The sequence below is a fragment of the Kitasatospora sp. NPDC056731 genome (assembly GCF_040687675.1).
Lineage (GTDB): Bacteria > Actinomycetota > Actinomycetes > Streptomycetales > Streptomycetaceae > Kitasatospora.
Genome location: NZ_JBFBNR010000025.1, coordinates 44,419 through 61,683 on the forward strand (window position 1 = coordinate 44,419; position 17,265 = coordinate 61,683).

At 74.7% G+C, this 17,265-nt stretch carries 15 protein-coding genes; 9 read left to right on the forward strand and 6 right to left on the reverse strand.

The features are described 5' to 3' along the window. Window positions 1-220: 220 nt before the first annotated feature. The gene (locus AB0R04_RS24575; protein ID WP_363374695.1) at window positions 221-1,840 is read left to right on the forward strand and encodes a condensation domain-containing protein; all 1,620 of its coding nucleotides are present in this window, start codon (window positions 221-223) and stop codon (window positions 1,838-1,840) included. A 30-nt stretch (window positions 1,841-1,870) separates the two neighbouring features. Here AB0R04_RS24575 and AB0R04_RS24580 read toward each other — a convergent pair whose 3' ends face one another. Together AB0R04_RS24580 and AB0R04_RS24585 are read right to left on the reverse strand one after the other, a co-directional pair. Beyond that, window positions 1,871-2,518: a hypothetical protein gene (locus AB0R04_RS24580; protein WP_363374696.1), complete on the reverse strand. Its 648-nt coding sequence runs from the start codon at window positions 2,516-2,518 to the stop codon at window positions 1,871-1,873. A 104-nt stretch (window positions 2,519-2,622) separates the two neighbouring features. After that, window positions 2,623-3,297: a sigma-70 family RNA polymerase sigma factor gene (locus tag AB0R04_RS24585; RefSeq protein ID WP_063350675.1), complete on the reverse strand. Its 675-nt coding sequence runs from the start codon at window positions 3,295-3,297 to the stop codon at window positions 2,623-2,625. A gap of 223 nt (window positions 3,298-3,520) precedes the next feature. Between AB0R04_RS24585 and AB0R04_RS24590 the strand changes: the two genes are divergently transcribed. The 4 genes from AB0R04_RS24590 to AB0R04_RS24605 all read left to right on the forward strand — a co-directional run bounded on the left by AB0R04_RS24590 (window position 3,521) and on the right by AB0R04_RS24605 (window position 6,981). Next, on the forward strand, window positions 3,521-4,324 hold the full coding sequence (locus AB0R04_RS24590) for an SAM-dependent methyltransferase (RefSeq protein ID WP_363374698.1): 804 nt from the start codon (window positions 3,521-3,523) through the stop codon (window positions 4,322-4,324). A 102-nt stretch (window positions 4,325-4,426) separates the two neighbouring features. Then, the gene (locus AB0R04_RS24595; protein WP_363374700.1) at window positions 4,427-5,359 is read left to right on the forward strand and encodes a hypothetical protein; all 933 of its coding nucleotides are present in this window, start codon (window positions 4,427-4,429) and stop codon (window positions 5,357-5,359) included. A 78-nt stretch (window positions 5,360-5,437) separates the two neighbouring features. Next, window positions 5,438-6,226 carry an SDR family NAD(P)-dependent oxidoreductase gene (locus AB0R04_RS24600; protein ID WP_363374702.1) on the forward strand — a complete coding sequence of 263 codons (789 nt, stop codon included), beginning with the start codon at window positions 5,438-5,440 and terminating at the stop codon, window positions 6,224-6,226. 5 nt (window positions 6,227-6,231) lie between these two features. Then, window positions 6,232-6,981, forward strand: coding sequence for a polysaccharide deacetylase family protein (locus AB0R04_RS24605; protein ID WP_363374704.1), 750 nt, complete (start codon window positions 6,232-6,234; stop codon window positions 6,979-6,981). 92 nt (window positions 6,982-7,073) lie between these two features. On the opposite strand, the gene AB0R04_RS24610 is transcribed toward AB0R04_RS24605, so the two are convergent. The 4 genes from AB0R04_RS24610 to AB0R04_RS24625 all read right to left on the reverse strand — a co-directional run bounded on the left by AB0R04_RS24610 (window position 7,074) and on the right by AB0R04_RS24625 (window position 11,526). Beyond that, window positions 7,074-8,015 (reverse strand): excalibur calcium-binding domain-containing protein, encoded by a 942-nt coding sequence (locus AB0R04_RS24610; protein WP_363374707.1) that lies wholly within the window; start codon window positions 8,013-8,015, stop codon window positions 7,074-7,076. 253 nt (window positions 8,016-8,268) lie between these two features. Beyond that, on the reverse strand, window positions 8,269-9,348 hold the full coding sequence (locus AB0R04_RS24615; RefSeq protein ID WP_363374710.1) for a hypothetical protein: 1,080 nt from the start codon (window positions 9,346-9,348) through the stop codon (window positions 8,269-8,271). A gap of 12 nt (window positions 9,349-9,360) precedes the next feature. Continuing rightward, on the reverse strand, window positions 9,361-10,305 hold the full coding sequence (locus AB0R04_RS24620; protein ID WP_063350681.1) for an NAD-dependent epimerase/dehydratase family protein: 945 nt from the start codon (window positions 10,303-10,305) through the stop codon (window positions 9,361-9,363). A 96-nt stretch (window positions 10,306-10,401) separates the two neighbouring features. After that, window positions 10,402-11,526 carry a DegT/DnrJ/EryC1/StrS family aminotransferase gene (locus tag AB0R04_RS24625; protein ID WP_363374712.1) on the reverse strand — a complete coding sequence of 375 codons (1,125 nt, stop codon included), beginning with the start codon at window positions 11,524-11,526 and terminating at the stop codon, window positions 10,402-10,404. A 416-nt stretch (window positions 11,527-11,942) separates the two neighbouring features. Between AB0R04_RS24625 and AB0R04_RS24630 the strand changes: the two genes are divergently transcribed. From AB0R04_RS24630 to AB0R04_RS24645, 4 genes are all read left to right on the forward strand, one after another. Further along, window positions 11,943-14,132, forward strand: coding sequence for an MMPL family transporter (locus AB0R04_RS24630; protein WP_363374715.1), 2,190 nt, complete (start codon window positions 11,943-11,945; stop codon window positions 14,130-14,132). 223 nt (window positions 14,133-14,355) lie between these two features. Next, a complete protein-coding gene (locus AB0R04_RS24635; protein ID WP_363374717.1) occupies window positions 14,356-15,681 on the forward strand; it encodes a histidine kinase in 1,326 nt (441 codons plus the stop codon). Beyond that, on the forward strand, window positions 15,678-16,352 hold the full coding sequence (locus AB0R04_RS24640; RefSeq protein WP_363374720.1) for a response regulator transcription factor: 675 nt from the start codon (window positions 15,678-15,680) through the stop codon (window positions 16,350-16,352). Before AB0R04_RS24635 ends, AB0R04_RS24640 begins: the two co-directional genes overlap by 4 nt. Window positions 16,353-16,560: 208 nt before the next feature. Next, window positions 16,561-17,211: a hypothetical protein gene (locus AB0R04_RS24645; protein WP_363374723.1), complete on the forward strand. Its 651-nt coding sequence runs from the start codon at window positions 16,561-16,563 to the stop codon at window positions 17,209-17,211. The last annotated feature ends 54 nt before the right edge of the window (window positions 17,212-17,265 follow it).

Here is a 17,265-nt window from a genome sequence, read left to right on the forward strand (position 1 = left end):
GCGGACGATTGGTCTGGACCAGCGTGCGAGGTCGCTGGTAGCGTCCCGATCGCACCCCCGCTGAACCCTTCCCGGCGAGCCGAAAGGCGCGTACGACGTGACCCCGTACGGCGAGACACAGAGCAGTAGGCGGATCGAGGTCCGGTACGCGGCCCCGGCCGACGGTTCGGCTGTCGATTCGGCTGTCGATTCGGGGCCGCTCACGCTTGGCCAGGACAACATGATCCGGTGCATCGGGCGCGACGCCCCCGAGCAGATCAACAAGGATTCGCTCTGGCCCGTCCCGGACGGCACCTCGGTGTCGGCCGGGCTGGCCGCCCTGCGCCGGCTCGTCGAACGGCACGAGTCGCTGCGCACCTCCTTCCCCGCCGGCCCCGGCGCGGACGGCTTCCCGGAGCGCCAAGTGGTGCACCCGGAAGGCCGGTTCACCGTCACCGTGATCGAGGCGGGCGATCGCGACGGCACCCAACTGGACGCGTTCGCAGCAGAGTTGGGCCGAGCTGACGTCGCCGTTCCGTTCGACCTGGCCGCCGCCCCGCGGCTGCGCGTCACCCTCGTCGCCGACGGGGAGCGACTGCTGCGGCTGGTCGCGGTGGTCTGCCACGCGGGCGCCGACGGCGCCGCCACCGTGCTGCTGATCCAGGACTGGCTGGACCTCGCCGCCGGCAAGGACCTCCCGCCGGTCACCGCCCCGACCCCGCTGCGGATCGCGGACGCGGAACGGAGCGCGCAGGGCCGCCGCAAGTCGGCCGCCGCCCTGCGGTACTGGGCCCGTAGCCTCGCCACCGGCCCGCAGGTGGTGTTCGCCGACGCGCGGATCACCGGCCCCCCGCGCGACCACTCGGCCGTCCTGGTCCGCTCCCGCACCGCCGCCGAGGACCTCGCCGCCGTCTGCCGCCGCACCGGTGCGAGCCCGTCCGTCGTCCTGCTCGCCGCCTTCGCCGCGCTCGTCACGCACCGGTCCGGCCGTACCGAGCTGGCGCTCTCGGCGCTCTCCGCGAACCGCCAGCGCGCCGCCCTGGTCGACCACGTCGGCACCCTGGCGCAGGACGCCCTGATCCGGCTCGACACCGGGGCGGCCGACCTCGACCAGCTGATCGGCCGGGCCAAGGCGGCCTCGCTGAGCGCCTACTGGCACAGCACCCTGGACGCCGAACAGGTCTGGCGGCTCATCGAGGACTGCGCCCACCTGCGCGGCAGCCGCTTCCCCCGGCATGTCGTGGTCAACGACCTGAGCCTGACCATCCCCGCGGCCGTCGCCGACGCCCAACCCGCCGCGGCCGCCGACCCCGAACTGACCCGGGTGCCCGCCCCGCCGCTGCCGGTCCGGCTGATGTTCACCATCCTGCGGATCAGCGGCAGCCTCGACTTCGCCCTGATCAGCTGCCCGCAGGTGCTGGACCCGGACGAGACCGACCGGTTCGCGCGGGCGCTGCTCGCCGTCCTCGCCGCCGCCGCCCGCGGGCCCGTGCCGCTCGACGCCCTGCCCGGCGTCGGCGGCGTGCCGACCCCCGGCCGGAGCGGGGAGTGGCACCTGGTCGACGGCTCCTGGATCGACCTGGCCGCCGTCCGCGCCCTGCTGGAGGCCGCCCTCGGCGCGCGGGCGGACATCGAACTGGCGCTGGACGAGGGAAGGCTGACCGCCAGGCTGACCAGCGCGGACCACGCACTCACCCCGGCCGTCGCCCACCACGCGGTGGTCGCCGCCCTGCCCGGCCGCGACACGGCGATGGCGCCGCACCACTACGTCGTCCGGCACACCGGCCCCGGGGCGGAGGCCGTCACCTCCGGCGGCGGCCGCGACCCTGACATCGCCGCCCGGCAGGCGGCGCTCACCTGAACGGGGGGAGGACGGGCAGACGCGGTCGGCTCACTCCAACGGGTCCTCGCCGTCCCACCGGACGTCCCACGAACACACCGAGGTCGCCCCCGAGGTGAGCCCCCACGGGCTCGGCACCTCCTCCTCGTCCTCGTCGCCCTGCACCGGCAGCCGGTCGATCACCGCGACCAGCCGCGGCGGCAGTTGCGGCGCCAGCCCGTGGTGGACCCGGGACAGGATGTCGCGCCGCACGTCGTCCGGCAGCAGCGGCCTGGTCATCCGCAACGGCATCGGCCCGGAGGGGCGTCCGGCCGCCGCCAGCTGGTCCGACCAGGCCCGCCAGTAGTCGGCGTCGTCGTTCTCGCCGAGCTTCAGATGGTGCAGGTGCAGGCAGTACGCCGCCGTGCCGCAGCCCGATCCGGCGGCGAAGCGCCACCAGAACTCGGCGCCCTCCTCCCGCCCGGTCGCGTACAGCAGCGCGGCGAACACCTCCGCCCCCTCGGGCTGGATCCGGCGGGCGTTCACCAGGAGGTCGAGCCCCCGGGAGGCGTCCGGCGCGCCCAGCACCAAGGCCACCACCAGGCCCAGTTCGAAGGCGGCCTGCTCGAACTCCGACGGCAGGTGTGTCGGCGCGGCCGTGAGCCGGGCCTGGCGCAGTGCTGCGATGCGCTCGGCGTGCGCGCGTTCCGGCCGGGGCACGTGAACCACCGCACGCCCCCCACCGCTGGCAACCGCCTCACCGCTCGGACCCGCCCCGTCGCTCGTACCCGCCCCGTCGGGCGGGTCGGCTTCCGGCCCGGGCGTCACAGCTGACCCGCGCGGTCCGGAAGTTCACCCGCGCGGTCGGCCGGTTCGCCCGAGCTGTCCGGCAGTTCGCCCACCCCGAGCCGGCGCGCCAGCCGCTCCCGCGCGTGCCGGAGGTTGGAGTGCACCGTCGCCACCGGCCGCCCCAGGTAGGCCGCGATCACCTTGACGTGCAGGCCCAGCAGGTACCGCAGGATGATCACATCCCGCTGCCGGTCCGGGAGTTCGAGGATCGCCGCGTACAGCCGCACCTCGTCCGCCTCGCTGTGCAGCAGCCCGTTCGCGACCTGTTTGAACGCGCCGATCACCGCGGCGAAGGTGACGGCCTCCACCGCCACCGGTTCCTCGGCGGACATCCAGTCCGAGACGTGCCGGTTCGCCAACCGCCAGGCGTACGCGGCCGGCTCCTCGAACCGCAGCACCTGCGGCCAGCAGCGGGCCAGGTCCGCCTTCACGGCCTCGACCACCAGCGCGGCGTCCGCCTGGCCGCCTATCCTGGTCAACGCGAGGGCGTGCCAGGCGGGTTCATGGGTCTCGCAGAACGACGCGTAGGTGAGGTCCAGCCGCAGGCCGAGGTCGCCACCGGCCTCCCGGTCCGACTCCGGGCCGTCGGCGCGCTCCAGCGTGGGCCCTCCCCGGTACCCGCGCACGGGGGCGCCCCTGTCGATCGTCATCGAGCCTGCTTTCCGTGGCCGCCGGCAGCTCGGCGGTCCACTCGAGGGTCGGGCTGTCTGCGCCCATCCTCAGTCCATCCGGCTCGTCACTCCAGGCCGCATCCCGAATACTGATTGTCATCCCATCGGATCAGCTGACCGGAGGGAATGCGGCGGACCGCGCTTGACCTCCGGATACGGTGGGCACCAATCGACAGGTGTCCGCGACGCCAAGGGGAACGCGATGAGCCTCTACGACGGAGTCGACCTGCGGCTCAACATGCCGCACTCGGCCCGGATGTACGACTACTACCTCGGCGGCTTCACCAACTTCGCCGCCGACCGCGAGGCCGCCGGGCACGCCCTCGCCCTCGGACCCTGGCTGCGCGTCGCCGCCCGTGCCAACCGGTCCTTCGTCCACCGTTCCACCCGTGCCCTCGCCCGGGCCGGCATCGACCAGTTCCTCGACATCGGCACCGGCATCCCCACCCCGCCCAACCTCCACGAGGTCGCCCAGAGCGTGGAACCGTGCGCCCGGGTCGTCTACGCCGACAACGACCCGATCGTGCTCTCACACGCCCAGGCCCTGCTCACCGGCACCCCCGAAGGCCGCACCGCCTACGTCGAGGCCGACGTCACCGACCCCGCCCGGCTCCTCGCCTCACCCGGCCTGCGCGACACCATCGACCTCACCCGGCCCGTCGCGCTCTCCCTCAACGCCCTCCTGCACTTCGTCCCCGACACCCACGGCGCCCACGAGCTCGTCGAGCACCTCAAAGCGGCCCTCGCCCCCGGCAGCGCCCTGGTGATGACCCACGTCACCCCCGACTTCGCCCCGGCCGAGATCGCCGGCCTGGTCCGGATCTACGAATCCGCCGGCACCGCCGCCCAGGCCCGCACGCTCCCCGAGTTCACCCGCTTCTTCGACGGCTGGAACCTCATCGCCCCCGGCATCGTCCCCACCCCCCACTGGCGTCCCACCCCCACCGACCCGCCGGCCACCGCCCCCGAAGCCGCCGCCTACGCGGCCGTGGCCCTCAAACCCTGACCCCGTCGGCCGCGCCGCCCCCACCCGCCCCACCCGTGCGGCCTCGCCGCCCCGGGGACAGACTGGTGGTGGATCGATGCTGCCCGTGAGGCTGGGAGAGGCATGCTGCTGGGACTCACCACCGCCTTGGTCGCGACCGTGTGCTTCGGGTTCGGGGCGGTGTTCCAGGCGCGTGGGGCGCGGTCGGCGCCGCAGGCGGACCGGGTGCGGGCAGGGCTGCTGGCCGCGCTGGCGCGCTCGTGGGAGTTCCTGCTCGGCACCGTGCTGGACATCGTCGGTTTCGCGCTGAGCATCGTGGCGCTGCGCAGCCTACCCCTGTTCCTCGTGCAGGCCGTCACCAATGCGAGCCTGGCCGTGACCGCGCTCGCCGCCGTCCGGCTGCTCGGGGCGCGGCTGCGCCGGGGGGACGCGGTGGGAATCGTCGCCGTGGTGGTCGGCCTGACGCTGCTGGCGTCGGGGTCGGGCCGGGAGGGCCGGGAGCACGCCCCGCCGCTGTTCCACTGGGCGCTGCTCGCGACGACGGCCGTGATGCTGCTGCTGACCCTCGTCCTGGTGCGCCGGGCCGGCACCGTGGCGGCGGCCGGGCTGGGGCTGCTGGCGGGGGTGGGGTTCGGGGTGACGAGCCTGGCGGTGCGGGTGATGGACGCGTCGAGCCTGGTCACCGTCCTCACCGACCCGGCGGCGTACGCGCTCGTGGTGGGCGGCCTCGGCGGCTACCTGGCGTACGCGCTGGCCCTGCAGCGCGGCACGGTCACGGCCGCGACCGCCGCCGGGACGGTCGCCGAGACCTTCGGTCCGGCGCTGGTGGGCGTGGCGGCGCTGGGCGACGCGGCGCGTCCGGGGTTCGAGTGGTGCGCGCTGGCGGGCTTCGCGGTGGCGGTGGGCGGCACCTTCCTGCTGTCCAGGTTCGGGGAGTTGGAGGGGCAGTCCGCGGAGGTGGCCGGTGCGCGGCCGGGCGCGGCGGACCGGGACCCTGAACCCGGCCCGGGCCCGGGCCCGGAGGCGGAGTCCGAGCCGGCCGTCCCGCCCCGGTAGCCCGGGCGGCGCCGCCGTGCGAAGGTGACTTGCCGGACAAATCGGACGGTTGAACGCCCACGGAGCGGCAGGTGCGCGATGGCGGACGAAGCCCAGCCGGGCCCCCGACGGCCGGGGCCCGCCGACCCTCCGGTCGTGCTCGTCACCGGCGCCTCCTCCGGCATCGGCCTGGCCACGGCCGTCCGCCTGGCCGACGCCGGCTGGCGGACCCTGCTGTCCGGTACGGACGGCGCCCGCCTGGACGAGGTCGCCGCCCGGACCGGTGGCCGCGTCCTGCCCGAGGACCTGAGCAAACCGGACGGCCCGAGCCGGCTCGCGGAGGCGGCCCTCGCGGAGGCCGGCCGGGTGGACGCGCTGGTCGCCAGTGCGGGCCTGGGGTGGCGCGGACCGTTCGCGGACACCCCCTCGGACGTCCTGGACCGGATGATCGAGGTCAACTTCGCCGCCCCGCTGCGGCTGGTCCGCCTGCTCCTGCCGGGCATGCTGGAGCGCCGCCGGGGCCGGATCGTGCTGCTCGGCTCGATGGCCGGCCAGGTCGGCGTGCGCGACGAGTCGGGGTACGCGGCGACCAAGGGCGGACTGGCGATGTTCGCGGAGAGCCTCTGGTACGAGCTGCGCGGCACCGGGGTGGGGGTGCGCCTGGTGCTGCCGGGCCCGGTGGACACCCCGTTCTTCGAACGGCGCGGCACGCCCTACCAGCGGGAGCGGCCACGGCCCGTCCCGGCGGAGCGGGTCGCCGACACCGTGGTCGCGACCATCACCACCGGGCGCGACCGGCTCTTCGTGCCGCACTGGCTCGGCTTCCCGGCCCGGATCCACGGCGTGGCGCCGGGCGTGTTCCGGCGCATGGCCTCCCGCTTCGGGTGAGCCCGGTGAACACCGCCACCCGGGTGCTCGCGGCGGCGACCGCGACGGCGGCCGCGGCGGAGTTCGCGCACCTGGCCCCGGCGGCGGTGCGCCTCCCGGCACTGCGCCGCACGCTGGCCCGTCGAACCGCCGGCCTCGGCGCCGACCCGCACCACGTCGCCCTGACCTTCGACGACGGCCCCGACCCGCGCAGCACCCCGGAGATCCTGGATGCGCTGGACGCCCTGGGCGGTGTCCGGGCCACCTTCTTCCTGCTGGGTTCGATGCTGGAGCGCGCCCCCGCCCTCGGCCGGGAGCTGGTGCTGCGCGGCCACGAGGTGGCCGTCCACGGCTGGCACCACCGGTCGCAGTGGTACCCGGCCCCGGCCCGTGACCTGCGCGAACTGCGCCGCGCGACCGAGGCGGTGACCGCGCTGTGCGGGGTCCGCCCGCACTGGTACCGCCCGCCGTACGGGGTGCTGACGGCGGGCCCGGCCCTGGCCGCCCGGCGGCTGGGCCTGCGCCCGGTGCTGTGGACGGCCTGGGGCCGGGACTGGACGGCGGAGGCAACCGGGGCCTCCGTCTACGCGACCGCCCGCCCCGGCCTCACCGGCGGCGCGACCCTCCTCCTGCACGACTCCGACTGCACCTCCGCCCCCGACTCCTGGCGGGCCACCCTCGCCGCCCTTCCGCTGATCGCCGCCCACTGCCGCGCCCACTCCCTCACCCTCGGCCCGCTCCGGGACCACGCCGTCCCGGGGGCCGCCCGCGGCTGACGGCATCGCGCCCGCCGCCGAGCGCCGGGCGGACGGCGAAGCCCCGCCTCGACCGAGGCGGGGCTTCGCCGTGTGGCGTTGCTCGGCGTCTTCTAACGTTCGCAGGCGACGCCGTCGTTGTCGCGGTCCAGGCCGGACCGGTACCCGGGGTCGCCCCGGTGCAGGGGGGCCTTGCCGGCGGCCTTCACCGCGTCGCAGTTCTTGTAGTAGGCGCTGCCGCCGGCACCGCCCTGGGAACCGCCACCCGACGCCCCGTCCGAGTTCGTGTCCGAGCCCCCGCCTGACGTTCCGCCTGACGTTCCGCCCGACGACCCGCCAGTGGAACTGCCGCCGGCGTTGCCCTGGTGGTTCGGGCTGGACGGGTCGTTGCGTTCGTCCGCGTAGAGCGCCGCGTACCGGTCCGCCGGGCAGGAAGCCCCCGGCTTCACCAGTTGGAGCGCGGGAGAGGCCCCCGGGTACAGCTTGCTCCCGGGCTGGAGCACGTTCGCGCACACCACCCAGGCGTCGTGGTCGGCGGGCAGCGCGAGGTCCAGGTAGCGGCTGTGCTCCTGGATCCGGTCGGCTGCGACACCGGCCGCCACCAGCAGGGCACGCGCCTCCCCGGAGGTGTGCTGGGCGACGTCGGGCATGACACCCGACACGGCGCTCGGAGTCGGAGTCGCGCTCGGAGTGGGAGTTGGAGTCGCGCTCGGGGTCGGAGTCGCGCTCGGGGTCGGCGTCGGGGACCCGGCGTCGGCCGTCGTAGCCGTAGCCGTAGCGGCCGGAGCCGGAGCGGCGGTCGTCTCCGGGGCCGCGACCGGCTGCGCCTTCTCCGGCTTCGGCCCCGTGATGACGCCCAACCAGAAGAGCGAGCCGATCAGGCAGCAGAAGGTCAGCGCCACCTTGGCGGCGACGTGCAGGCGGCGGGAGCGCCACAGCCAGATCGCGGCGAGCGGCGGTACGAACAGCAGGGCGGCGGCTCGGACGAGCCGGTTGGCCGTGGTGCGGGGCGGTACGGCCTGGGGCCCGGGCGGCCGGTGCGGGTCGGGGGTCACGAGGGGGTTCCTTCGAGCAGGAGTGTGTCCCCGGGGAGAGCGGCACCCCGGGGTGAGTGCTCCGGCCTGGGCTGGACGGCCGCCGCTGCCGGCGGGCGCGGCCGCCGTCCGGGGCCGTCCGGAGGCTTCGGAGAGTGTAAAGGACTCGTATGGAACAGGTATGCGCCAGGTAGCGAACTCCGGCCCCGGCCCCCGCCCGGGTGCACGGCTCCACCCCGGCCGGGACTCCCGCGTTGCTCGCCCCGGCGCTCGGCTACGCCAGCCCCACCTGTGCCAGGGCCGCGGTGAACCCGGTGCGCCAGTGCTCCGGGGCGGCGCCGGGGGAGGGGGCGGGCCCGGGGCGGGCGAGGGCGGCGAGGGCGTTGCGGACCACCTCGGCGGGGTGGGCGGAGGCGACGTCGGCGTGGCCGAGTTCCAGCTCGTGCTGGAGGTTGTCGCGACCGTGGCCCTGGACGACGTCGAGCAGCAGCAGTCGCCGTCCGAGGGCGCGGGCCTCGCTGCAGGTGTCGCCGGAGCTGGTGACGACGAGGTCGGCGGCGGCCATCAGGGCGGGGATCCGGTCGGTGTAGCCGAAGGGGTGCAGGCGTGGCTCCCGGCGGGCGGCGGCCCGCAGCCGCCGTTCCAGTTCCCGGTTGCGCCCGGCGACGGCGAGCACGTGCGGACCGGCGGCGGCGAGCGAGGCGGCGGTGCGGGCGAGCGGTCCGAGCCCCCAGGCGCCGGACATCAGCAGCACGCACCGCCCGCCCGCCGGGACGCCCAGTTCGGTACGCGCCTCGGCCCGGTCGGGCGGCCGGTAGAACGGTTCCCGCAGCGGAGCGGGCAGGACGGTGACGGCGGCGTCCGGCCGGTAGCGGCGGACGGCGCAGGCGGCGACCTCGGAGGTGACCAGGAAGAGGTCGGTGCCCTCCTGCACCCAGAGCCGGTGCGGTGTCACGTCGGTGCAGAACACGAAGTGCCGGAAGTCCCGTTGCGGCAGCCGGTTGACGGCCGAGGTGGCGGTGGCGAACACGGAGACCACCAGCTGCGGCCGCTGCGCCGCGACCAGGTGGCGCAGGGCCGGGACGAGCCGGCTGCGGGCGGCCGCGTCGGCGAGCAGCGCGAGCCGGGCGCCGGGCCGCAACGCCGAGAAGTGGAAGGCGTCGTACACGCCGGGCAGGTCGAGCAGCCGCCGGAACACGGCCTCCCCGGCGGCGCCGGAGCGCTCCCCGAGCAGGGCCATCGCGTCGACGGTGTGGGTGGTCCAGCCGCGGGCCCGCAGGGTGTCGGCGCAGGCCTGGGCCATCACGTCGTGGCCCTGGCCGAGGGAGCCGGAGACGAGCAGGGCGTGCGGCATCGGGCGGCCCGCTCAGGAGGCGGCGGAGGCGGCTGCGGCGGCCCGGTACCAGTCGGCGTAACTCCGCACGCCGTCCGCGAAGTTGGTGTGCGGAGACCAGCCGAGCAGGCGCTTGGCCTGGGCGCAGGAGATCCGCCGCCCGGTGTAGTCGGCCTTGCGGCCGTCGATGTGCTCGATCGAGACCGGCCCCAGCAGGTCGTCGACGGTGTCGGCGATGTCGCGCACCGAGACGGCGGTGGAGCCCTCCAGGGCGAAGGTCTGGTCCTCGGCGGCGGGGGACAGGGCCCGGACGTGGGCGTCGGCGAGGTCCTCGACGTAGACGAAGTTGCGGCTCTGCCGCCCGTCGCCGGCGATGGTGATCGGCCGCCCGGTGAGCGCGGCCTGGACGAACCGGGCGACGACCAGTTCGTCGCGCATCCGGGGCCCGTACGGGATGCCGTAGCGCAGGATGGTGAAGTGCTGCCCGTACAGCTCGCGGTAGCTGTGCACCAGCATCTCGGCGGCGAGCTTGGTGGCCACGTAGAGGTGGCCGCTGTGTTCCAGCTCGATCGGCACGTGCTCGTCCAACTCCTGCTCCCCGCCGTCGAGTTGATCGTCGGTGAGAGCGGCGCCGTAGACCCAGACGGTGCTCGCCAGCACGGTGCGGCTCAGCCCGCTGCGCCGGGCGGCCTCCAGGACGGCCTCGGTGCCGTCGATGTTGGTCCGCACGGCCCGCACCGGGTCGGCGGAGACCTGTTCGACGTCGGCCATCGCGGCGAGGTGGTACACCACTTCACTGCCGGCCAGCGCGGAGGTGAGGGCCGCGAGGTCGAGGATGTCGAGCCGGGCGTGTTCGGCGTCGGGGTTGAGATACTTGTCGGTGGTGTCCACCGCGAGGACGTCGTGGCCGGCCGCGAGCAGGTGGTCCACGACGTGTGACCCGATGAATCCACATCCCCCGGTGACGGCTATCCGCACGATCTCTCTCCTTGTCGGGCTCCGTGTCGAGCGCCTTCTCGAACTCCGTGTCGAGCGCCTCGGCGCGCCCGCCTGGTCGGGTCGACCCCGCCCTGGCTATCCGGCGAGTCTCCGGTGCACCGCCGAGACGGCCTCGATGACCTGCTCCGTCTCGTCCTCGGTCATGTCGGAGTGCACCGGCAGGCACACCTGCCGCGCGCAGACGTCCTCGGCGACCGGCAGCGGCCCGCGCCGGTAGGGGGCGAGGACGGGCTGCAGGTGCAGCGGCAGGTCGTACACCTCGCCGGACAGCCGCACCCCGTACTCCTCGGCGACCGCCCGCTTGAACGCGGCGCGCTCCACCCCGGGCGGCAGCAGCGCCACGTACTTGTAGTAGTTGCCGCGGCAGCCGGGCGGTTCGAGCACCGGCTCCAGGCCGTCGAGCCCGGCCAGCGCCTCGTCGTAGCGGCGGGCGACGGCCCGGCGGGTCTCGATGAACTCCTTGAGCCGGCGCAGGTGCACGGCGCCGACGGCCGCGCTGAGCTCGCTCATCCGCCAGGCGTGGCCGAGCCGGACGTGGTGGTTGGTGGTGAAGGAGCCCTTGCCCTGGTCGCGGTAGGTGCGGGCCTCGTCGCGCAGCTCGGGCGACTCGGTGAGGACCAGGCCGCCCTCGCCGCTGGTGGTGACCTTGGTCGGGTAGAACGAGAAGGCCCCGGCCAGGCCGAACGTCCCGGCGCTGCGCCCGTCGAGGCTGCTGCCGTGGGCGTGTGCGGCGTCCTCGACCAGCGGGACGCCGTGCCGGTCGCAGAGCGCGCGCAGCTCCTCGACCCGCGGGGTGATCAGTCCGCCGATGTGGACGAGTACGACGGCTGCGGTATCCGGGGTGAGGGCCGCCTCCAGCGTCTCGGGGGAGAGCGCCAGGGTGGCGGGGTCGACGTCGGCGATCACCGGGCGCCCGCCGGCGTGCAGGACGGCGCCGGCGGTCGCGTAGAAGGTGACGGCCGGCACGACGACGTCGCGGCCCCGGACGTCGACCGTGCGCAGGATCACCTCCAGCGCCGCGGTGCCGCTGCTCACCGCGACGGCGTGCGAGGCGCCGTGCTCGGCGGCGAAGGCCTGCTCGAAGCGCTCGGTCCACGGGCCCAGGGTGAGGGCGCCGGTGGTGAGCATCTCCATCACCGCCTCGGCGACGGCCGCGCGGTCGGATTCGTCGAACACGATGCGGGCGGCTGGAACGCCCATGGGCACCTCCGGCGGCGGGCTGGGGTCAGCACCGATCGGGTCAGATGGGCCCGAACCACAGGAAAAGGGTCGGGCCTGGCACATCACGCTACTTCGCCCGCCGGGCCGCGGCCCGTCGTCGCCGCCCGCCCGGGTGACGGCGCCCGGCCCCGTCGCCGCGCTGCCGCTGCCCCCGTCGCCACCCCGTCGCCGCCGCCGGGAGTGCGCCCGACTGCTCCCGCCACAGCTGATGCGCTTCCGCCGTCCGGGGGAGGGGCCGTACTGCGTCCGCAGTACGCAAACGGCCTGCGCAGGGACGACGACGGAGGAGGGGTCGGCGATCAAGGATGGGTCATGCTGCGGGCGGTCCGCGCCGAAAGGCGCCGGGGCGGCCGCGGTGCGCACGCTGACCGAGATCCGAAGGAGTCCACTCTTCCGTGGCCACGTTCCTGTACCGCCTGGGCCGCTTGGCCTTCGTCCGACGCCGGCTGGTGACCCTGCTCTGGGTCGCCGTGCTGGCGGTCTGCGGAGTCCTGGCGGCCAAGGCGCCCGCCGCACCCGACGACGGCTTCGCGATGCCCGGTACGGAGGCGCAGAAGGCCTTCGACCTGATGAACGAGCGCTTCCCCGGCGGCCACGCCGACGGCGCCTCGGCCCGCCTGGTGTTCGTCGCCCCGTCCGGGCAGAAGATCACCGCCGAGCCCAACCAGCAGGCGGTGGAGCGGACGGTCGCCGAGCTCGCCCACGCCGACGAGGTCACCGGCGCGGTCAGCCCGTTCAAGGCCAACACCGTCTCCAAGGACGGCACCACCGCGTACGCGACCGTCAGCTACTCCGTCAAGGCGGGCGAGCTGTCCAAGGGCGCCACCGACGCCCTCGAACAGGCCGCCCAGCACGGGCGGGACGCCGGGCTCAAGGTCGAGGTCGGCGGCAACGCGCTGATGGCCAAGCCCGAGGCCGGCGGCAGCAGCGAGATGATCGGCATGGCGCTGTCCGCGGTCGTCCTGGTGATCACCTTCGGCTCACTCGTGGCCGCCGGCCTGCCGCTGCTCACCGCCGTGATCGGGGTCGGCCTCGGCATGGCCCTGATCACCGGGCTGGGCAGCACGCTCGGCCTGTCCTCCACCACCAGCACGCTCGCGATGATGCTGGGCCTCGCGGTCGGCATCGACTACGCCGTGTTCATCGTCTCCCGCTTCCGGGCCGAGCTCGCCGAGGGCCACACCCCGCAGGAGGCGGCCGGCCGGGCCGTCGGCACCGCCGGCTCCGCCGTGGTGTTCGCCGGACTCACCGTGGTGATCGCCCTGGCCGGGCTCTCGGTGGTCGGCATCCCGATGCTCGCCAAGATGGGCATGGCCGCGGCCGGCACGGTGGTCATCGCCGTCCTGGTCGCGCTCACCCTGGTCCCCGCGCTGCTCGGCTTCATCGGCCGCCGGGTGCTGCCCCGCAAGGCCCGCAAGGGCGCCGTCCAGCCGAAGAAGGAGAACGGCGGCTCCCGCTGGGCCAAGTTCGTGCTGCGGCGCCCGCTCGCGGTGCTGCTCGGCGGCGTGATCGGCCTCGGGGTGCTCGCCGCCCCGGCGCTCGACCTGCGGCTCGGCCTGCCCGGGGACGAGTCCAAGCCGACCTCCACCACCCAGCGCCGCGCCTACGACCTGCTGTCCGAGGGCTTCGGCCCCGGCTTCAACGGGCCGCTGACCGTCATGGTGGACGTCAAGGGCACGCCCGATCCGAAGGCCGCCGCGAGCGAGGTCGCCAAGACGGTCTCCGGGCTGCCCGGCGTGGTCTCCGTCACCCCGCCGATGTTCAACAAGGCGGGGGACACCGCCCTGCTGAGCGCCGTCCCGTCCACCGGTCCGAGCGCTGCGGAGACCAAGGACCTGGTCCAGGCGATCCGCGGCCACGCCGCCGGCCTCAAGACGACCACCGGGGCGACGGTCCTGGTCAGCGGCACGACGGCGATGAACATCGACGTCTCGCAGAAGCTCACCGACGCGCTGGTGCCCTACCTCGCGGTGGTCGTCGGCCTCGCCGTCGTCCTGCTGCTGGTGGTGTTCCGCTCGGTGCTCGTCCCGCTGAAGGCGGCGCTCGGCTTCCTGCTCTCGGTGGCCGCCGCGCTCGGCGCGGTCGTCGCGGTCTTCCAGTGGGGCTGGCTGGCCAACCTGATCGGCGTCGAACAGACCGGCCCGGTGATGAGCATGATGCCGATCTTCATGGTCGGCGTGGTCTTCGGCCTCGCCATGGACTACGAGGTGTTCCTGGTCACCCGGATCCGCGAGGGCTTCGTCCACGGCGAGCAGCCCGACGAGGCCATCGTCACCGGCTTCCGGCACAACGCCCGGGTGGTCACCGCCGCCGCGTTCATCATGATCGCCGTCTTCGCGGGCTTCATCGGCATGGGCGAACCGATGATCAAGATGATGGGCCTGGGCCTCGCCGCGGCCGTCGCCTTCGACGCCTTCGTGGTCCGGATGGCCATCGTCCCGGCCGTCCTGGCCCTGCTCGGCCGCCGCGCCTGGTGGCTGCCGCGCTGGCTGGACCGGCTGATACCGGACATCGACGTCGAGGGCAGCAAGCTGCAGACCGCCGCCCCCGAACCGGCCCCGGTCCGGGAGTCCGTCGGCGTCTAGGACCGACCCCCCTGCGGACCAGCCGGGGCCCGTCCCGATCCACGGGGCGGGCCCCGGCCCGGACAATGGTTCGATCCCTACCGTTACCGTTGCTGTCGGGGTCCGCCACGCACACGGCGGCCCCCGACCCGGCCCACCCCGCCCGGCAGGGCGCGGTTCGGCACGAACTGGCAGAACCCGGCGAGGGTGCCGCCAGGGCACCCCCGACCCGGAGAGCACCACGATGAGCGACACCTGGCAGCGGCTGCGCCGCGACCACCCCCGCCTGTTCGACGCCTTCGGCGGCGCCGTGCTGATCGCGATGACCGGCCTCGGCGTCACCGTCGACCAGACCGGCCACGTCATCTCCTTCAGGCCGCTCAGCGCCACCATCGCGCTGCTCTCCGCCGTCACCGTGTTCGCCCACCGACGGCACCCGCGGACCGTGGTCGTCATCACGCTGATCTGCACGATGGCTCTCATCCTCACCACCCCCCGCCTCACCCCCGGGCTGGCCACCCCGCTGCTGCTCGCCCTCTACTTCCTCGCCGTCCGCACCGACCGCGCCACCGCCCTGCGCGCCTCGATCGCCTCCGCCGTCCTGCTCACCGGCACCTCGCTGATCGGCGACGGCGGCGGCCCGATCGGCCAACGGCTCGGCGTCCTCGCCTGGGCCCTGCTGCCCGGCGCCCTCGGCGACTCCATCCGCAACCGCCGCGCCCACCTCGCCGCCATCGAGGAACGCGCCGAACGCGCCGAACGCACCCGCGAGGAGGAGGCCCGCCGCCGGGTCGCCGACGAGCGGATCCGGATTGCCCGCGACCTGCACGACGTCGTCGCCCACCACATCGCCCTCGCCAACGCCCAGGCCGGCATCGCCGTCTACCTCATGGACCGCCACCCCACCCAGGCCCGCGAGGTGCTCAGCCACATCACCGACGCCACCGGCTCCGCGCTCCAGGAACTGCGCGCCACCGTCGGCCTGCTGCGCCGCGCCGAGGAGCCCGCCCCGCTCGAACCGGCCCCCGGCCTCGACCGGCTCCCCGAGCTGATCAACGCCTTCGAACGCACCGGCCTGCCGGTGCGGCTCACCGTCGAGGGCGAAGCCCGCGCGCTCTCGCCCGGCGTGGACCTCACCGCCTACCGGATCGTCCAGGAGTCCCTGACCAACGTCGCCAAGCACGCCCAGGGCGCCGGCGCCGAGATCACCCTCGCCTACAGCGGCAGCCGGGTCGCCGTCAGCGTCGCCAACGGCCGCCCGCCGACCAGTGCACGCCCCCGGCAGGCCCTGCTGCCCCACCCGGCCCCCGGCGAGGGCGGCTTCGGACTGATCGGCATGCGCGAACGGGCCGGCGCGGTCGGCGGCCGCCTCACCGCCGACAGCCGGCCCGACGGCGGCTTCCTGGTCACCGCCGAACTTCCGCTGCGCACCGGCGCCCGGGACGACAGCGCCGGTCGCGGTGGCTGTGCCGGTCGCGGTGACAGCGCCGCACGGGCGGACCGTGCCGGCCGGGAAGACCGCGCCGTTCGAGTAGACCGTGCCGTTCGAGTAGACAAGGACCACGCATGACCATCCGGGTACTGCTCGCGGACGACCAGGCGCTGCTGCGCGGTGCGTTCCGGGTGCTGATCGACGCCGAGGACGACATGGAGGTGGTCGGCGAGGCCGCCGACGGCCACCAGGCCGTCGAACTCGCCCGCGCCACCCGCCCCGACATCGTCCTGATGGACATCCGCATGCCCGGCGCCGACGGCCTCGGTGCGACGGCCGCCATCTGCGGCGACGAGGAGCTGGCCGGCACCCGGGTGCTGATCCTCACCACCTTCGAGATCGACGAGTACGTGGCCCAGGCACTGCGGGCCGGCGCCGGCGGCTTCCTCGGCAAGGGCGCGGACCCGGCGGAACTGCTCGCGGCCGTCCGCACCGTCGCCGCCGGGGACGCCCTGCTCTCGCCCGCCGCCACCCGGGCCGTCATCGACCAGCTCCTCGCCCAGCCCGATCCGGCGGCCGGCGGCACCTCCGAGCGGCTGTCCGTGCTCACCGCGCGCGAGCGCGAGGTGATGTCGATGGCCGCCACCGGGCTCACCAACGAGGAGATCGCCGAGCGGATGTTCGTCAGCCCGTTCACCGTCCGCACCCACGTCCACCGCGCGATGGCCAAGCTGGACGCCCGGGACCGGGCCCAACTCGTCGCGATCGCCTACCAGTCCGGCCTGGTCCCGCCGGGCCGTCCGGCCTGACCGGCGAAGGCCCGCCCGTCGGCTCATCCGTCGGCCTGCCCGTCGGCCCGTCCGTCCAACTCGCCTGGTTTGCGCCGGTAGCAGGGCTGAGCGACCGTCAAACTCCGGCCATATGTCGGTGATCTGAATTCCAGCCTGCCCGAAAACGACCTCCGAACTGGTGTATCAGCGAGTAGTCTGCCGATGACTCAGGATGAGGAGGGTGTTCGTGGAAACGAAGGACACGGCAGGCGAGGTGCGGATTCTCCAGCCGTTGCCCGGGCGCACGGCGGACGGATCGCAGGAGTTCGACCTGCGGTTGACGCGTTTGCTCCGCCTGCTCGGGGCTGAGGCCGCGCACGGGGCGGACTTCCCGAGCGCGGCCCGGTGGGAGGTCCACAAGGCGCTTTCCGGGCGTACAGACCTGCCCGAGGAGTACTTCGAGGCACTGCTGGAAGCGGCGATCTACGACCCCAACCCGAGCTTCAACCGGCGCTTCGTCGAGCCGGCCCTGCTCGCTTTCGGCCAGCGCCGGGTCCGGCTGACCCTGCTCGGCTACCTGCACACCGGTACCGACACCGAGCGCGCCGGCGCCGCCCGGGCCTGGTACTGGACGTCCCTGTCGGTCGGGGACGGCCGCAGCACGGCCGCCGCCGACGAGGGGTCGACCGTGCGGGACGCCTGGTACGAGGCCGCGCTGCGGGAGTTCGTCGCCAACGAGGACCTGGACGTGCGGCGCTGCATCCTCCCCGGGCTGCCCCTCGTGCCGCGTGCCTACCCGTCGCGGCTGCACGCCCTGGTGGAGGCCGCGGTGGCCATCGCGAGGGCGCACCCCGACGAGTACATCCGGCACCGCGCCGAGGTCCAGGTCGGTCTCTGACCGCCCCCGGCCCCGCCAGGCCCACCGGCGGGGCCGGGCGACCGCGCGCCGGTT

Coding starts and splice junctions, on each gene's coding strand:
- AB0R04_RS24575 (WP_363374695.1), top strand. CDS start 221: ATGATCCGGTGCATCGGGCGCGACGCCCCCGAGCAGATCAACAAGGAT.
- AB0R04_RS24585 (WP_063350675.1), bottom strand. CDS start 3,297: ATGACGATCGACAGGGGCGCCCCCGTGCGCGGGTACCGGGGAGGGCCC.
- AB0R04_RS24590 (WP_363374698.1), top strand. CDS start 3,521: ATGAGCCTCTACGACGGAGTCGACCTGCGGCTCAACATGCCGCACTCG.
- AB0R04_RS24595 (WP_363374700.1), top strand. CDS start 4,427: ATGCTGCTGGGACTCACCACCGCCTTGGTCGCGACCGTGTGCTTCGGG.
- AB0R04_RS24600 (WP_363374702.1), top strand. CDS start 5,438: ATGGCGGACGAAGCCCAGCCGGGCCCCCGACGGCCGGGGCCCGCCGAC.
- AB0R04_RS24615 (WP_363374710.1), bottom strand. CDS start 9,348: ATGCCGCACGCCCTGCTCGTCTCCGGCTCCCTCGGCCAGGGCCACGAC.
- AB0R04_RS24625 (WP_363374712.1), bottom strand. CDS start 11,526: ATGGGCGTTCCAGCCGCCCGCATCGTGTTCGACGAATCCGACCGCGCG.
- AB0R04_RS24635 (WP_363374717.1), top strand. CDS start 14,356: ATGAGCGACACCTGGCAGCGGCTGCGCCGCGACCACCCCCGCCTGTTC.
- AB0R04_RS24640 (WP_363374720.1), top strand. CDS start 15,678: ATGACCATCCGGGTACTGCTCGCGGACGACCAGGCGCTGCTGCGCGGT.